The following is a 14517-nucleotide window of genomic DNA, read 5'->3' as shown; positions in this document are numbered from 1 at the left end:
CAGACTCTCGACGTCCACCCAGCCGCCCACAGAGGTCTAATCGCGAAAACGTAGATCTTCCAGTTACCTAACGTTGGCTGTAGCCGCTTTGGATAGTAGGAAACAGCTATTTGCACTAGTGACGATTAGGTCAGCCATTCATCCTCATAAGCATTCAAAACTAAACCCGATTTTAGAATCTCGGTGCCCCCAAACTCTTTCACCTCAATATCCTCCGGGTTAGGCCGGGAAAAAATCCGAAGCGAAAGGGTATGGCGATGCCGAAATTTTTCAAAACAATGACATCCATTGGTTTGCCGCTGCTGGCCATCGGAACCCCGGCGCTCGCCCAGTTGCCGTTGACGAAGCCGACGCCGATGGCCAAGCCTCTAGCGCCTACGCCAAAGACCGCTGAAGATCGGGTCACGGGAAAGACCAACCAGGAGTGGTGGCCGGATCGGCTCGACCTCACGGCTCTCCGTCGTAACGAACAGCGCAGCAACCCCTATCAAAATTTTGATTACGCCGCTGAATTCTCGAAACTCGATCTGACGGCCGTCAAGGCCGACATTGCCAAGCTGCTGACGACGTCGCAACCATGGTGGCCGGCCGACTACGGCACCTACGCGCCCTTCTTCATTCGCATGACGTGGCATAATGCCGGCACCTATCGTGCGGCTGATGGACGTGGTGGCGAGGATGGTGCGCAGCAGCGGTTCGAACCGCTATCGAGCTGGCCCGATAACGCCAATCTCGACAAAGCGCGACGGCTGCTCTGGCCGATCAAGCAGAAGTACGGCCGGGCGCTGTCCTGGGGCGATCTCATCGTTCTGACCGGAAATGTCGCTCTTGAGCAGATGGGCTTCAAGGTCATCGGATTCGGTGGCGGGCGACGCGACGACTGGGCCGCGGAAGAGATGTTCTGGGGTCCGGAACGCGAGATGCTCACGGTCGCGCGATACGACAAGGACGGCAAGCTCATCGAGCCGCTTGCAAACAGCACGCAGGGGCTGATCTACGTCAATCCCGAGGGTCACATGAAGGATCACGATCCGGTTCATGCGATCGACGATATTCGCCAGACGTTCTCGAACATGGGAATGGACGACCGCGAGACGGCACTGCTGATCGCGGGCGGACATACCATCGGAAAGGCGCACAGCGCGCACGATCAGAAAACGTGCCAAGGCAAGGAACCTGCTGCGGCCGATATGGCATCACAGGGCCTTGGCTGGCACAGCACCTGCGCGACCGGGGTGGGCAAGGACGCTATTACTTCGCCGTTGGAGGGCGCGTGGTCGCAGGACCCGACGCATTTCACTAACAATTACAACGAGAACCTGCTGAAATATAACTGGGTGAAGACCAAGAGCCCCGGCGGCGGCACGCAGTGGGAACCCGACGACAAGCGCGCACAGAATCTGGTGCCCGACGCGTTCGACAAGACGAAGCGCCATGCGCCGATGATGATGACGACGGACGTGTCGCTGAAGCTCGACCCGGCGTGGCTCGCGACGATCGAGCGCTATCGCGCGCATCCCGATCAGTTCAAAAGCGAGTTTGGCGACGTGTGGTTCAAGCTGACCCACCGCGACCTTGGCCCGAAATCTCGCTATCTGGGCAACGAGGTGCCGGCGCAGGATTTTATCTGGCAGGATCCCGTCCCCGCAGCCCCGACCAAGACGCTATCTACCAGCGACGTGGCAGACCTTGGTCGACAGATCATGGCATCAGGACTGACTGTCCCTCAGCTGGTACGTACCGCATGGGCCGCCGCGGCGAGTTTCCGCAATACAGATTGGCGCGGGGGTGCGAACGGCGGACGGTTGGCGCTCGCGCCGGAACGGACGTGGGCAGTCAACGATCCGCAGGAGCTAGCCGTCGTGCTGCCGAAACTCGAGGCGATCCGGGATCAGTATAACGGGCGCCACCGCGACCGGCCGGTCTCGCTGGCCGATCTGATCGTGCTGGGCGGCTCCGTCGCGGTGGAGAAGGCGGCAGCGGACGCTGGCACACCCGTAAAGATCCCCTTTATGGCCGGACGCACTGACGCGAGCCAGGAACAGACCGACGTCAAAAGTTTCAACTATCTGGAGCCGAAGGCTGATGGCTTCCGCAACTACTACCTGCCCGGCCAGCGTCTGACCGCACCCGAAGCGATGGTAGACAAAGCGAGCACCCTGGGTCTGACCACGAGTGAAATGACGGTGCTGATCGGTGGTATGCGCGCGCTCAACGCCAATGCCGGCGGGTCGAGTGCCGGTGTCCTGACCACGCGACCCGGCCTGCTTACCAACGACTTCTTTGTCAACCTGCTCGACATGAACACGGCGTGGGCCCCGATGGACGCCACCAACACCCGGTTTGTCGGCAAGGATCGCAACGGCGGCCAGATCCGCTGGTATGCGACTCCGGTCGATCTGTCGTTCGGTTACACCAGCGAGCTTCGAGCGGTTAGCGAAGTCTACGCAACCCGTGGGTCGCAACAGCAGTTTGTCAACGACTTCGCCGCGGCTTGGACAAAGGTGATGAACGCTGACCGATTTTGACATTGTGAGAAATAATTTGGCAGAGAATCATGCCGATAATCACTGACCAGAAAAAACATGTCTACTCGGTTCAACCGGCGAGATTCTTACTCGTAAGAGAGTTTACTCACGATTTCTACATAAATTATGTTGAATCATTTGATATAATATTTTAAAGTCTGATTGTTGAAATAAGCCAAGACCCAGTATCGAGCTGGCCACGCCTCCATACTGGGTCCAATTAAAGAATAAGTGAATCAACAAGCATTGATTTTTCAGCCGGTGTAAAGTACTGGTCAATATCGCCGCTGAGTGTCAGCCAGCGCACAGCTTTTTATCTCCGCCGAAGATTAGGCCCTTATGGTAAGGCGGCTTGCAAGAACACCACGGCCAGCCTACCGGTATAACCACCTGCTGGCCACCTCTCGTCTACCTCACCGAATGGGACGCGGAAGACGTCGGACGAGCAACCCGCTAGACAAACGAAGAAGCGACGCGCACCCGACGCTATTTGAACGCCGGGTGCGAACGATCGTCTGGCCTCAATAGTCGTCGTCGTAGCGCCACTGTTCCCGCTCGCGACGAACGCGCTCCCAGTAGAGCCGCCGCTGCTGCTCGGCACGCCAGCGCTGCAACTGCTGGCGCCGCTGCCATTCCTGCCAGCGATAGTCCCGCTGCTGGTATTGGTAATAGGGCTGATACTGGGGCGAGCGGTAGGCGTAGTATCCGTTGGACGAGTAATCGTCGTCGTAATCGTAGTCTTGGCCGCCATACCCGCCCGAGCCGAAGCTGAGGCTGAAGCCGCCGAAGGTCTGTGCCGACGCCGGCGCGGCGAGTGCGATCGTCGAAGCGGTAGCGATGCTCGCTGCCATCGCGAGCTTGCGAATGCTGAACATGATGCCTTCCTCTCTAACGACTGTCAGCGGCAGTCATTGCCACTGCGTTCGATGGCCCGGCCGGCCAGCGCACCGCCGCCAGCGCCGAGGATCAAGCCGGTCGTGCTCGGTTGGTCATAGGGGCCACCACGTCCGATCTCGCGACCAAGCAATGCACCCGCAATCGCTCCGACGATCGTACCAGTGGTGCCCGAACGGCAGCGCTGACCCTGATAGTAGGTGCGGCGCTCGGCATAGGCACCGCGATCGGCGTAATACGGGCCCTGATCGTACTGATAGCTCTCGTAGCCATTGCGTGCGTAACGCTGGTCATACTGATACTGTGCGCGGCGCTGCCGCTCGGAGCGTTGGATTTGGCGTTGCCGCAGTTGGTTCTGATAGCGCGCGTCCTGGTCATAGTCGTACCCATCGCCCTGATATTGCTGGCGATAGCCGTCACGGCCATAATAGTCCTGCGCCGAGGCTGGAGCCGCTGCAAAGCCCGCAACAGCAACGCTGGAAATGATAACGGCAGAAATTAACCTTTTGTCCATCGGAGTTGTCCTCGCGGGCGATCCGCTGTTATTCTAATGTCTGATCCGTGTTTTAGTGTTGCTGAATACAATCGTTATCGATCATTCATCTTCGTTCCTGCTGCATGGGTGAGCTACGATGCCTGTATGCGGCAGCTTCGAAAGGCTGCCTCTTGCGGAAACAGCTTCCCGAAACGAGCGAGTAATAGGACAGCGATCTATGCCAGATCGCCAGAAAAACGACCGGTTTTCTGGCGGTAGCGGTTTTTGCCTCATCGAAGCTTCCTAGCGGTCGGAATACCCGTTGCGGAAACCACCGGCACATTGCAGGGTGTTAGATATCTTTTCTGGCGGGGTGATGATGCTCATCGGATATGTGAGGGTATCCAAGGCTGACGGATCGCAGACGCTGTCACCGCAGCGCGACGCGCTGCTATCCGCCGGCGTCGATGCCTCACGCATTTATGAGGATCTCGCGTCGGGTCGTCATGATGCGCGTCCTGGCCTGACTGCCTGTCTCAAGGCGTTGCAGCCCGGCAATACACTGGTGCTCTGGAAACTGGATCGCCTCGGACGTGACCTGAGGCATTTGGTCATCACCGCCGAGGCGCTGCGTGAGCGCGGCATCGGGTTGAAGGTACTGACTGGCGCCGGCGCGCAGATTGACACCACCACCGCCAACGGCCGCCTGGCTTTCGGCATCTTTGCCGCCTTCGCCGAGTTCGAGCGCGAGCTTATCGCCGAGCGCACACAGGCCGGCCTTGCCGCGGCACGCGCGCGGGGGCGCATGGGAGGGCGACCCCGCAAGATGGACAAGGCAACGCTGGCGATAGCGATGGCCGCCATGTCCGATCGCAACGCGATCGCAGCCGATGTCGCGCGCCGTCTCGGGATGACGACGACGACACTCTATATGTACGTGAACGGTGACGGCACGCCCAAGGCGCCGGGCCAGGCACTGCTCGACGGTGTGCCATACCGCAAAGAACGGCTGCAAGCCGCGTGATAGATCACGCCGCGCCTCAGCGATCAGGCATATCGTCGAGCAGGCGAGGCGATCACGTCGTGTTCAATCGACCGGGCCGAGATCGCAGTCGGCGTCAGCGCTGCGGGGACGCATACTCCCCGGCGCGGCTTGCCCGTCAGCCGCTGGGGTCGCGCCAGGACCATCAGATTCATCACCGCCGCGCCGATCAGGAACTCTTCTTCCGCTCCGCGGATACCGCGCAGGTGAAGCCGCCTCATGCCATGCTTACCCTTGGCGTCAGCGAAGAACCGTTCAACCCCGCGCCGCAACCGCATAGACCGCTTGTAGAGCCCGGTTTCCACTTCGGCTCTGGCAAGATCGCGGACGTCCTCATCGTCCAGCCGAACCAGGGTACGACGCCGCGCCGTCGTGCATTTCTTCCGAAGCACGCACGCCTCGCAGTCACGCGCATCGGCTGCATAACGGTGTACGCCGGTGGGCAGATGGAAGGCATGATGTCGGAGCGGCTTTCCGGTCGGACAGGTAAAGCTGTCAATGTCACGATCATAGCTGAAGGCCGTTCGCGGCAGCTTGCCCTTGGTCTGTTGCGTACGGTCGATTACCGGAATGTGCGGGATTGCGCCGTGATCCCTTACGAAGCCGAGGAAGTTGGCGCTGCCATAGGCTTTGTCGGCCGCAACCCGCTTGGGACGATAATCAAAGCGATCGGCCGATCGCTCGAGCATGACGCGCCCCGCATCAACTTCCTCCGCGAACCGAGCCGGTGTCGCCTTCACATCGAGAGCGACGCCACTCGGGGTGTCGACCAGCGCATTCAGGGCGTAGCCGAACCGGCCACGCACCGTTCGCGCCGACCAAGCCGCGGCAGGGTCCGTTCGAGAGACGCCTTGGCAGCTTTTCGAGCGCGCCATTTCAAAGACGGCATCTCCTGTGTCGTGCACCCACTCCCTAACCGCGCGCGACGCGTTGGCGACATACGGCAGGTAGCCAGGAACGGTCTTGCGCTGCCAGCTCGCATCCGCAGCTATGAACGATGCATCGATCGCGGCGTCTTTTCCGCCAATCAGTCCTTCACTGATGCAGCGTCGGACCGTGCTTTCGAACAGGATCCGGAACACGTCGGCATCGCGGAAACGACCGTGCCGGTTCTTGCTGAACGTCGAGTGGTGCGGAACCTTGTCTCCCGGCGCGAGACGGCAGAACCAGCGATAGGCCAGATTGTAGCGCAGCTCCTCACACAGGCGCCGTTCGGACGTGATCGCGTAAATGCGGCCGACCAAGGCCATGCGGATGAGGAGTTCGGGATCGATCGATGGCCGTCCCCTTGCGCTGTAGTGACCGGCCAGTGCCTGTCTCAACTCGCCGATGTCGAGACATCGATCGACGCGACGCAGCAGGTGGTCTGCGGGCAACATGGCTTCTATGGTGCGGCGGGACGCCCCTTCCCGCTTACCGCGACAGGCTGGTCCCATCATAGCGACGCTCCTTTCGGCAGGGGTGAAACGAAGGAGCAACCCGGCATGTCCGGCATTTTTCAACAGGCCCAGACGGTTGTGACACCGGCCGCGTTACGGACTGGAATGATAAAACAGGAAGTTCGGTACGATCAGTCAGGGATCAGCGCCCAACCACGTATCTGCAATGTCGCCATTGTGGTGAGAGCCGAGACATCGACTTCGATAGCCTTATCGACCGTGACCGGAGCGATCCCATTCCCGACTAAAGCCTGGCTGCACACTCGAACGGACACGCCTGCCCGCCTTAGCGCCGCTATCAAGGCAAGATTGGGGTTCGTCGTGGCACCGGTTTTCGTCGCATATGCCTCATCATCGGCAATAATCGGTGTCGCCGGCCCGTGGACGATCACGATCACATCTCCCTGTGCCGGCCGCACGCCGTCCGCCCCGAGCAGGTTCAGGAAGCGTGCGACCTTCTCCAGCGAGGGATTGACCTTGTCGGGAGATGACGCCGCCTTCGTCACACTGAACAGCACACGATATCGCAGCGAGTGGTCCGGCCGCTCAACCGCGCCTTCTACCGGCGTGATCCTGCCATAGCCGGCAATCACGGGTTGTTGCGCGGTGACGCCTGCTGACCCGGCACTGCTCATGACGGCCAAGCATCCTGCAACTGCGATAGCGGGAAGCCGCATCTGGTTTGTCCTTTCGAAACCGGAATGATTATCCGACCCTCGCAAATACGGCTGCGCCTATATTTTGCGGCCGCGTGGCAGCCGACGCCCCGCGCGCTCGCGACGGTCGGGAAGCGGGCGCTGCCTCATGCACGGCTAGATCATCGGCGCCGAATATCGCCTCGAGCGTGCGCACGCACATTGCGGCTGCGTCATCGGCGAGCCGGTAATGGACCTGCTTTGCCTCGCGTCTCGTCTTCACCAGCTCGGCGCGGCGCAGCTCGGCAAGCTGCTGGCTGAGGGCCGGCTGGGTCACGCCGGTCGCAGCCTCTATGTCCGCAACCTGCCGCTCACCGCCCAGCAGATAGGACAGGATCATGAGGCGCTGGGGTTGAGCGAACACGCGCAGCTTTTCGACCGCCGCATCGGCGATCGCGCGGGATTGATGGATCGCCGTCATCGATCGGCCTTCAACTGATGAAACCAGTCGGCACCGGCGCTGCACGGCAAGGCGGGCGGGAGCAGGACGTCGTCACCCGGCTGCCAGTCGGCCGGCGTATAGGCCTGCCCATCGGCCGATCGCTGCAATGCCCTCACCGTGCGGAGCATCTCGTCGACCGATCGCCCGACGTTCATCGGATACCAGTTGAGCGCACGGATGATGCCCTCAGGATCGATGAAATAGGTCGCGCGCACGGCCGAGGCGTCGCCGGCCTGTTCGTCAAGCATGCCATAGGCGTAACCCACCGCCATCGACGGGTCTTCCACGACCGGGAACGGCACCTCTACACCGAAGACATCCTTGATCGCGCGCAACCAGGCGACATGCGAATACAGGCTGTCAACCGACAGCCCGAGCAAGGCGCAGTCGAGCTCCTCGAATTGCGGTGCGGCCTTCGCCAGGGCCACGAACTCGCTGGTGCAGACCGGCGTGAAATCAGCCGGGTGCGAAAAGAACACGACCCAACGACCACGATACTGATCGAGCGACATCGCGCCCTGCGTCGTGCGGGCGGTGAAATTCGGGGCCGCGTCCCCGATGCGCAACGAGCGCGGTACGTCTGCATCCATCGTTTCCATGCTTTTCAGATGGCACGGGCAGCCCGTTGACGCAAGCGGATTACACAACTACATAAACCATGAAATCAATAATTGGAGGCGATCGTGGAATCGGCGTTGAATGAGGCAGTTGCGCAGATTGAACGTGCGAAGGCGGCGGTAGCGCCGGTCGTTCACTCGTTCTTCGACGAGCCGACCAACACCGCGACCTACGTCGTCTGGGACCCCGCCACGCGAAAGGCGGCGATCGTTGACAGTGTCCTGAACTTCGACGCTGCGGCCGGTCGCACCAATACGGCGTCGGCGGATGCGGTAATCGCTTATGTGCGGGAGCACGGCCTTTCGGTCGACTGGCTGCTCGAAACCCATGCTCATGCCGACCACCTGTCTGCGGCGCCCTATCTGCAAAAGGCGCTGGGCGGTCAGCTCGCGATCGGCCGCGACATCATTCGCGTGCAGAACGTCTTCGGCAAGATTTTCAACGCCGGCACCGACTTCGAACGGGACGGCTCCGAGTTCGACCACCTGTTCGACGATGGCGACCGTTTTACGATCGGCGACATCGAGGCCATCGCGCTGCATGTGCCGGGGCACACCCCCGCCGATATGGCCTATGTCATCGGCGACGCAGTCTTCACCGGCGATACCCTGTTCATGCCGGACTACGGCACCGCACGCGCAGACTTCCCCGGTGGTGATGCGCGCCAGCTATTCCGCTCGATCCGTCGACTGATGCAGTTGCCCGACGAGACGCGGCTGTTCCTGTGCCACGACTACAAGGCTGCGGGGCGCGACCGGTATGTCTGGGAGACGACCGTGGGCGCGCAGCGCGTCGGCAACGTCCACGTTCATGAGGGGGTGGACGAAGACAACTTCGTCGCGATGCGCACCAGTCGGGACGCCACCTTGTCGATGCCCAAGCTCATCCTGCCATCGGTGCAGGTCAATATGCGCGGCGGCCATCTGCCGGAGCCGGAAGTCAACGGCACCCGCTACCTCAAGATTCCACTGGATACGCTGTGATGCCCGGATTTCCCCATGCCATGCCGCTTGCCGGCTTCATCGGCGGCCTGATGATCGGGTTCGCTGCGGCGATCATGTTGCTGGGCAACGGCCGCATCGCCGGGGTCAGCGGCATGTTCGCGCGTGTCCTCGCTCTCTCTGAAGGGGGAGCGCCTTGGATGATGGCCTTGCTTTTCACGGCGGGGCTGCCCCTGGGCGCGGCGCTGACCGCAGCCAATGTGAATGTGGAAGCTCGCTTCCCGACGTCGCTCGGGCTGATCGCCGTCGCCGGGCTGATCGTCGGGATCGGGACGCGGCTCGGCGCGGGGTGCACCAGCGGTCACGGCGTCTGCGGCCTGTCGCGCCTGTCGCCGCGGTCCATCGTCGCGACCGGCACGTTCATGGCGACCGGCATCGCCACCGTGACCCTCATGCGTCTCGCGGGAGTGGTATCGTGATGCGCCAGAGCCTTCTTTCGCTCGTCAGCGGCACGCTGTTCGGCGCCGGCCTCGCCGTGTCCGGCATGATCGATCCTGCGCGGGTACGGGCGTTTCTCGACGTCGCCGGTGCCTGGGACCCGACCCTGGCATTCGTCATGGCGGGAGCGATCCTGCCGATGGCGATAGCCTGGCTCATCGTGCGTGGACGCTCTACGCCGATCGTCGCGGAGCAATTCCATACGCCGGCCACGTCGCCGATCGACGCGCGCCTCCTCGGCGGTGCCGCCCTGTTCGGCATAGGCTGGGGCCTTGTCGGCCTGTGCCCCGGCCCCGCCATCGCCGCGCTCGCGATCCAGCCTGCCCCCGCGCTGCTCTTCACCGCTGCAATGGCGCTCGGCGCAGCCATCCACCGCTTCGCACTCATCCCACGCCGTTCGGCGTGACCGGACAGGAGACATTACATGGCCTTCAAGAAGATCACACCGTCCTTCTCGGCTGCTCCCCAGCTCACCCGGGATGATGTCGCTGCCGCCGCACAGGCGGGGTTTCGCTCGATCGTTTCGAGCCGGCCAAATGGCGAGGAGCAGGGACAGCCGAGCGCACACGAGATGGCCCGGATCGCCGAAGAACACGGCCTTGCGTTCGCCCATGTCCCGATCGTGCCGGGCAAGGCGACCGATGCCGATGCGGACCGGATGAAGGAAGCGCTGACTGCGCTGCCGGGACCGACGCTCGGCTTCTGCCGAAGCGGCACGCGGGCGGCTACCCTATGGGCGCTGGCGGAGGCGAGTCATGCCGATCCCGAAACGATCGTCGGTCAGGCCAAGGCAGCCGGGTACGACCTGGCCGATCTGAAGCCGGCGCTCGCTCGCCGGTCCGAAAGAACCGGCAAATGACCTACGACATCGTCATCATCGGAGGCGGAGCTGCGGGCATCGCAACCGCCGCCAGCATCCTGAAACGTAACGCCAAGGTGTCGATCGCGGTCGTCGATGCGGCCCGGGACCATTATTACCAGCCCGGTTGGACGTTAGTCGGGGCAGGCGTTTTCACCCCCGAACAGACCCGCAAGGCCGAAGCCGATGTCATGCCCAAGGGCGTCGAATGGATCCGGCTGCCGGCGATCACCATCGACCCCGAGCGTCAGGCGATCACCCTGGGCGACGGGGATACGATCGCCTATCGTGTCCTGATCGTCGCCCCCGGCCTGCGTTTGGCGTGGGAGAAGATCGCGGGGCTTACCGAAGCGTTGGGCCGCAACGGGGTCACGTCCAACTACCGCTACGATCTGGCGCCCTACACCTACCAGCTTGTCCAGGAATTGCAGCGGGGACGCGCGCTGTTCTCGCAACCGCCGATGCCGATCAAGTGCGCCGGCGCGCCTCAAAAGGCGATGTACCTGTCCTGCGACATCTGGCGCGAACGCGGTGTTCTCCCCGCGATCGACGTCGAATTTCACAACGCCGGTGCGGCGCTGTTCGGCGTCGCGACCTATGTCCCTGCGCTGATGGAATATGTCGAGAAGTATAGGATCAACCTCAAGCTCGAATCCAACCTCGTCGCGGTCGACGCCGATCGGCGTATTGCCACCTTCGAGCGCAAGCAGAACGGTGTCAGCGAGCGGATCGAGCGCGGGTTCGACATGCTCCACGTCGTGCCGCCGCAGGTGTCGCATGACGTCGTTGCCAAAAGTTCGCTCGCGGCGGCAAACGGCTTCGTCGAGGTCGATGAGGCGACGCTGCGCCACAAGCGATACGACAACGTCTTTGCCTTGGGCGATGCTGCGGGGACGAGCAATGCGAAGACGGCTGCGGCAGCCCGCAAGCAGGCACCCGTGGTGGCGGTCAACGCGCTCGCCGCACTCGAAGGCAAGCCTCCTGTTGTCGACTATGACGGCTATGGGTCGTGCCCGCTCACCGTCGAGCGCGGCAAGATCGTCCTCGCCGAGTTCGGCTATGGTGGAAAACTGCTCCCCAGCTTTCCGTCGTGGCTGCTGAACGGCACGCGCCCGACGCGCGCTGCCTGGTTCCTGAAGGAGCGGATGCTGCCCCCGATTTACTGGCAAGGCATGCTGAAAGGCCATGAATGGATGGCGGCTCCGCATAAGATCGGCAAAGCGGCATGACCCTCGAACCGATCCAGTATCTGCTGGGTGCGTTATCCGGCAGCCTGGTGGGCTTTACCCTCGGGCTTGTCGGCGGGGGCGGCTCGATCCTCGCCGTCCCACTCATGGTCTATCTGGTGCGCGTGCCCGACGCCCATCTCGCCATCGGCACGAGCGCGTTCGCCGTCGCGGCTAACGCCGCCACGGGGCTGATCGGCCATGCAAGGGCGCATAACGTCAAATGGCGCTGTGGCGGCATGTATGCGACCGCCGGCGTCATCGGCGCCCTGTTCGGCTCTACCGCGGGCAAGGCCGTCGACGGCGGCAAGCTCCTGTTCCTGTTCGCACTGGTCATGGTCGTCGTCGGCGTCCTGATGCTGCGCGGGCGCGGTGACACGGGCAACCCGGGGGCGGAGTGCAACCGGGAAAAGGCGCCGAAGGTGCTGGGCTACGGCCTCAGCACCGGTCTGTTCTCGGGCTTCTTCGGCATCGGCGGGGGCTTTCTGATCGTCCCCGGCCTGATCGGATCGACGGGCATGCCGATCCTGAACGCCGTCGGCACGTCATTGATCGCCGTCACCGCGTTCGGGCTGACGACGGCCGCCAATTACGCATTTTCGGGTCTGGTGGACTGGCCGCTGGCTTTCGTGTTCATCGCCGGTGGAGTTGTCGGCGGCTTGATCGGCACGCGCATCGCGAAGCGCCTCGGTACGGGCGGCACGCTCACCACGGTCTTCGCCGTCCTGATCTTCGTGGTGGCGGCCTACATGCTCTGGAAAAGCGCGGCCGCGTTTCTCTGATGGCGGGTGCGATTGCCATCGGGCCGCTGATGCTGGCCGTCGATCGCGGGCTTGCCGTGCTGTGCATCGTCGTGTTCCTTGGCCTCACGACACTGGCCGGTCGGTTCCGCTTCCCTCGCGTATCGACGGTCTCCACCAGCGCCATCGTCGCTGGACTGGTCACGGCACGGATCGGTTACGTCGCAGCGCATTGGTCGAGCTACACCGGCGCTCCGCTGTCCATCCTTGCCGTGTGGCAGGGTGGCTTTTCCCCCGTTGCAGGGCTTCTGGGCGCTGCGGCGATGCTGGCGATCCGGCTTGGCCGCTCAAGCGCGCTGGCGGCAGGCTGGGGAGCGTTGGCTGTTGCGGGTGGCCTCTGGTTCTCGCTTCAGGCGCTGATCCCTCCCGTGACCTACGGCCCGTTCCCCTATCATCTCAACCTGACAACCCCGTCCGGCGCGCCGCTTCCACTCGATCGCTTCCGTGGCAGGCCCTTCGTGGTCAACCTGTGGGCGACATGGTGCGGTCCGTGTCGGCGTGAGCTGCCGATGCTCGATGCGGTTGCGTCGCGCCCTGGCGAGGTCCCGATCCTTCTTGCCGATCAGGGCGAGGCGCAAGCGATCGTCAGCGGTTTTCTCGGCCGTGAAAATATCGGAGCGCGCCATGTCGCGCTCGACCCCGATCGTGGCCTTTCTCAAGCCCTGAAGGTGGCGGGGTATCCCGCAACGGCCTTCGTTGCGGGCGACGGCACGATCGTACAGCTCCAGCTCGGTGAATTGTCACGCGCTGCGCTCGCCGATGGAATCGAATTAGCAAGGAAACACCGATGAATCGTCGCAACCTGTTGTCTCGGGGCCTCCTGGCCGCGCTTGCCTTCGCCGCGCCGATCACGCCTCTCATGGCCCAGCAGCCCGATCTGTCGCGCAAGGCGGTCGTTGACGATCCCGTGGCTCCCAAGCGCGCCGGCAGGACCTACGACGTCACGGTTGTCGAGTTTTTCGACTATAACTGCCCCTATTGCCGTCGCATGGAGCCGGTGCTGAACGCCCTGCTTCGCTCCGACCCGAAGGTACGGGTCGTGTACCGGGACTGGCCGATCTTCGGACCTGCCTCGCGTGAGGCGTCACGCGCGGCTGTCGCGAGCCAATGGCAGGGCAGGCATGCCGCCTTTCACGAGGCCCTGATGACCTCGCCGGCGCGGCTCGACAGCGCGGGCGTCAAGGCAGCGGCTGCCAAAGCCAAGGTCGACTGGCCCCGTCTGCAACGCGATTTGAAGAACCGTGGCGCCGAAATCGACGCGCTGCTTACGCGCACCGATAGCATCGCCCAGGCGATCGGTTTCAACGGAACACCAGCGCTGATCGTCGGCTCGCAGGTCGTCGCCGGTGCTGTCGATCTCCCGACGTTGCGTCGTCTCGTCGCGGAAGCGCGCAAAAAACCAGCGGCGCGCTGACCATGCCCGGGCCGCTCAATCGGAGACAGCTTGCCGGCTTGGGCGCGGTGGTCGTGGGTGGTTGGGCAGTCGGGCAGGTTCTACGGCGTACCGCCCCGATCGGGCGCGACGTCGGGCCGACCGCCGACCTGATCCTTGCCGGTAACGGCTCGCCCGAGGACGGACCTGCCGATGCTACGCTCCGGCTTGCCGTGTTCACCGACTATCGTTGCCCGGCCTGCCGTCATGGATTTTCCGCCCTGGAAGAGGCTGTGCAACGCGACGGCAAGGTGCGGGTCATCTACAAGGATTGGCCCATCTTCGGTCCGCCATCCGAACGTGCCGCAAGCGTGGCGCTCGCGTGCGCCGAACAGGGAGTTTACCCGACCGTCCATCGTGCGTTGATGACGGACAGCCGCACGATCGACGACGACGTGTTGCGGGACGTCGTGATGCGCGCTGGCGGCGATTGGCTGCGCGCGATGACCTGGCTTGCCGCCCACGCGGACGCTGTCGCAGCCCGCCTGCGGGCGAACGGACAGGAAGCCTATTCGATCGGACTGGCGGGCACCCCGGGTTATCTTGCCGGTCCCATGCTGGTGATGGGCGCGATCGACGCCAGCGATTTCCAACGGCTGTTCGCGCGTGCGCGGGAAGAAAGCTGACG

General features: G+C 63.0%; 17 protein-coding genes. 11 read left to right on the top strand and 6 right to left on the bottom strand.

All coding sequences use genetic code 11. The features are described 5' to 3' along the window. The first annotated feature begins 257 nt into the window (after window positions 1-257). Window positions 258-2528, top strand: coding sequence for a catalase/peroxidase HPI (gene katG / locus DM480_RS16770; RefSeq protein ID WP_231376779.1), 2271 nt, complete (start codon window positions 258-260; stop codon window positions 2526-2528). Window positions 2529-3049: 521 nt separating this feature from the next. Here katG and DM480_RS16765 read toward each other — a convergent pair. Beyond that, window positions 3050-3403 (bottom strand): hypothetical protein, encoded by a 354-nt coding sequence (locus DM480_RS16765; protein ID WP_018251186.1) that lies wholly within the window; start codon window positions 3401-3403, stop codon window positions 3050-3052. Window positions 3404-3426: 23 nt separating this feature from the next. Next, window positions 3427-3936 (bottom strand): hypothetical protein, encoded by a 510-nt coding sequence (locus tag DM480_RS16760; RefSeq protein WP_018251187.1) that lies wholly within the window; start codon window positions 3934-3936, stop codon window positions 3427-3429. Window positions 3937-4276: 340 nt separating this feature from the next. Here DM480_RS16760 and DM480_RS16755 point away from each other — a divergent pair, with 340 nt between their 5' ends. Further along, window positions 4277-4921: a recombinase family protein gene (locus DM480_RS16755; RefSeq protein ID WP_115381764.1), complete on the top strand. Its 645-nt coding sequence runs from the start codon at window positions 4277-4279 to the stop codon at window positions 4919-4921. A 23-nt stretch (window positions 4922-4944) separates the two neighbouring features. Here DM480_RS16755 and DM480_RS16750 read toward each other — a convergent pair whose 3' ends face one another. From DM480_RS16750 to DM480_RS16735, 4 genes are all read right to left on the bottom strand, one after another. After that, window positions 4945-6378, bottom strand: coding sequence for a transposase (locus DM480_RS16750; protein WP_232834220.1), 1434 nt, complete (start codon window positions 6376-6378; stop codon window positions 4945-4947). Between the two features lie 131 nt (window positions 6379-6509). Further along, on the bottom strand, window positions 6510-7013 hold the full coding sequence (locus tag DM480_RS16745; RefSeq protein ID WP_018251190.1) for a DsrE family protein: 504 nt from the start codon (window positions 7011-7013) through the stop codon (window positions 6510-6512). Window positions 7014-7083: 70 nt separating this feature from the next. Next, window positions 7084-7494, bottom strand: a complete 411-nt coding sequence (locus tag DM480_RS16740; protein ID WP_018251191.1) for an ArsR/SmtB family transcription factor — start codon at window positions 7492-7494, stop codon at window positions 7084-7086. After that, entirely contained in the window at window positions 7491-8114 is a 624-nt protein-coding gene (locus DM480_RS16735; RefSeq protein ID WP_018251192.1) for a peroxiredoxin, read from the bottom strand. Before DM480_RS16735 ends, DM480_RS16740 begins: the two co-directional genes overlap by 4 nt. An 81-nt stretch (window positions 8115-8195) precedes the next feature. Here DM480_RS16735 and DM480_RS16730 point away from each other — a divergent pair, with 81 nt between their 5' ends. Genes DM480_RS16730 through DM480_RS16690 form a run of 9 tightly spaced genes read left to right on the top strand, consistent with a single transcriptional unit; the run spans window position 8196 to window position 14515 of the window. After that, the gene (locus DM480_RS16730) at window positions 8196-9116 is read left to right on the top strand and encodes an MBL fold metallo-hydrolase (RefSeq protein ID WP_026189133.1); all 921 of its coding nucleotides are present in this window, start codon (window positions 8196-8198) and stop codon (window positions 9114-9116) included. Further along, window positions 9116-9553 carry a YeeE/YedE family protein gene (locus DM480_RS16725; protein WP_170172224.1) on the top strand — a complete coding sequence of 146 codons (438 nt, stop codon included), beginning with the start codon at window positions 9116-9118 and terminating at the stop codon, window positions 9551-9553. The genes DM480_RS16730 and DM480_RS16725 overlap by 1 nt, the downstream gene beginning before the upstream one ends. Further along, the gene (locus DM480_RS16720) at window positions 9553-9978 is read left to right on the top strand and encodes a DUF6691 family protein (protein WP_018251195.1); all 426 of its coding nucleotides are present in this window, start codon (window positions 9553-9555) and stop codon (window positions 9976-9978) included. The genes DM480_RS16725 and DM480_RS16720 overlap by 1 nt, the downstream gene beginning before the upstream one ends. Before the next feature lie 18 nt (window positions 9979-9996). Then, complete coding sequence (locus DM480_RS16715; protein WP_018251196.1) at window positions 9997-10431, top strand: TIGR01244 family sulfur transferase; 435 nt, start codon at window positions 9997-9999, stop codon at window positions 10429-10431. Then, on the top strand, window positions 10428-11660 hold the full coding sequence (locus tag DM480_RS16710; protein ID WP_018251197.1) for an NAD(P)/FAD-dependent oxidoreductase: 1233 nt from the start codon (window positions 10428-10430) through the stop codon (window positions 11658-11660). Before DM480_RS16715 ends, DM480_RS16710 begins: the two co-directional genes overlap by 4 nt. Next, the gene (locus DM480_RS16705) at window positions 11657-12439 is read left to right on the top strand and encodes a sulfite exporter TauE/SafE family protein (protein WP_115381678.1); all 783 of its coding nucleotides are present in this window, start codon (window positions 11657-11659) and stop codon (window positions 12437-12439) included. The genes DM480_RS16710 and DM480_RS16705 overlap by 4 nt, the downstream gene beginning before the upstream one ends. Beyond that, window positions 12439-13248, top strand: coding sequence for a TlpA family protein disulfide reductase (locus DM480_RS16700; RefSeq protein WP_018251199.1), 810 nt, complete (start codon window positions 12439-12441; stop codon window positions 13246-13248). The genes DM480_RS16705 and DM480_RS16700 overlap by 1 nt, the downstream gene beginning before the upstream one ends. Then, entirely contained in the window at window positions 13245-13871 is a 627-nt protein-coding gene (locus DM480_RS16695) for a DsbA family protein (RefSeq protein WP_056432835.1), read from the top strand. The genes DM480_RS16700 and DM480_RS16695 overlap by 4 nt, the downstream gene beginning before the upstream one ends. Window positions 13872-13873: 2 nt before the next feature. Continuing rightward, window positions 13874-14515: a DsbA family protein gene (locus DM480_RS16690; RefSeq protein ID WP_026189135.1), complete on the top strand. Its 642-nt coding sequence runs from the start codon at window positions 13874-13876 to the stop codon at window positions 14513-14515. The last annotated feature ends 2 nt before the right edge of the window (window positions 14516-14517 follow it).

It is taken from the genome of Sphingomonas sp. FARSPH, assembly GCF_003355005.1.
In the GTDB taxonomy this organism is placed as follows: domain Bacteria; phylum Pseudomonadota; class Alphaproteobacteria; order Sphingomonadales; family Sphingomonadaceae; genus Sphingomonas.
This window is presented reverse-complemented; position numbering and strand designations above follow the sequence as displayed.

Coding starts and splice junctions, on each gene's coding strand:
- DM480_RS16715 (WP_018251196.1), top strand. CDS start 9,997: ATGGCCTTCAAGAAGATCACACCGTCCTTCTCGGCTGCTCCCCAGCTC.
- katG (WP_231376779.1), top strand. CDS start 258: ATGCCGAAATTTTTCAAAACAATGACATCCATTGGTTTGCCGCTGCTG.
- DM480_RS16705 (WP_115381678.1), top strand. CDS start 11,657: ATGACCCTCGAACCGATCCAGTATCTGCTGGGTGCGTTATCCGGCAGC.
- DM480_RS16720 (WP_018251195.1), top strand. CDS start 9,553: ATGCGCCAGAGCCTTCTTTCGCTCGTCAGCGGCACGCTGTTCGGCGCC.
- DM480_RS16700 (WP_018251199.1), top strand. CDS start 12,439: ATGGCGGGTGCGATTGCCATCGGGCCGCTGATGCTGGCCGTCGATCGC.
- DM480_RS16755 (WP_115381764.1), top strand. CDS start 4,277: ATGCTCATCGGATATGTGAGGGTATCCAAGGCTGACGGATCGCAGACG.
- DM480_RS16765 (WP_018251186.1), bottom strand. CDS start 3,403: ATGTTCAGCATTCGCAAGCTCGCGATGGCAGCGAGCATCGCTACCGCT.
- DM480_RS16725 (WP_170172224.1), top strand. CDS start 9,116: ATGCCCGGATTTCCCCATGCCATGCCGCTTGCCGGCTTCATCGGCGGC.
- DM480_RS16750 (WP_232834220.1), bottom strand. CDS start 6,378: ATGATGGGACCAGCCTGTCGCGGTAAGCGGGAAGGGGCGTCCCGCCGC.
- DM480_RS16710 (WP_018251197.1), top strand. CDS start 10,428: ATGACCTACGACATCGTCATCATCGGAGGCGGAGCTGCGGGCATCGCA.
- DM480_RS16735 (WP_018251192.1), bottom strand. CDS start 8,114: ATGGAAACGATGGATGCAGACGTACCGCGCTCGTTGCGCATCGGGGAC.
- DM480_RS16745 (WP_018251190.1), bottom strand. CDS start 7,013: ATGAGCAGTGCCGGGTCAGCAGGCGTCACCGCGCAACAACCCGTGATT.
- DM480_RS16690 (WP_026189135.1), top strand. CDS start 13,874: ATGCCCGGGCCGCTCAATCGGAGACAGCTTGCCGGCTTGGGCGCGGTG.
- DM480_RS16760 (WP_018251187.1), bottom strand. CDS start 3,936: ATGGACAAAAGGTTAATTTCTGCCGTTATCATTTCCAGCGTTGCTGTT.
- DM480_RS16695 (WP_056432835.1), top strand. CDS start 13,245: ATGAATCGTCGCAACCTGTTGTCTCGGGGCCTCCTGGCCGCGCTTGCC.
- DM480_RS16740 (WP_018251191.1), bottom strand. CDS start 7,494: ATGACGGCGATCCATCAATCCCGCGCGATCGCCGATGCGGCGGTCGAA.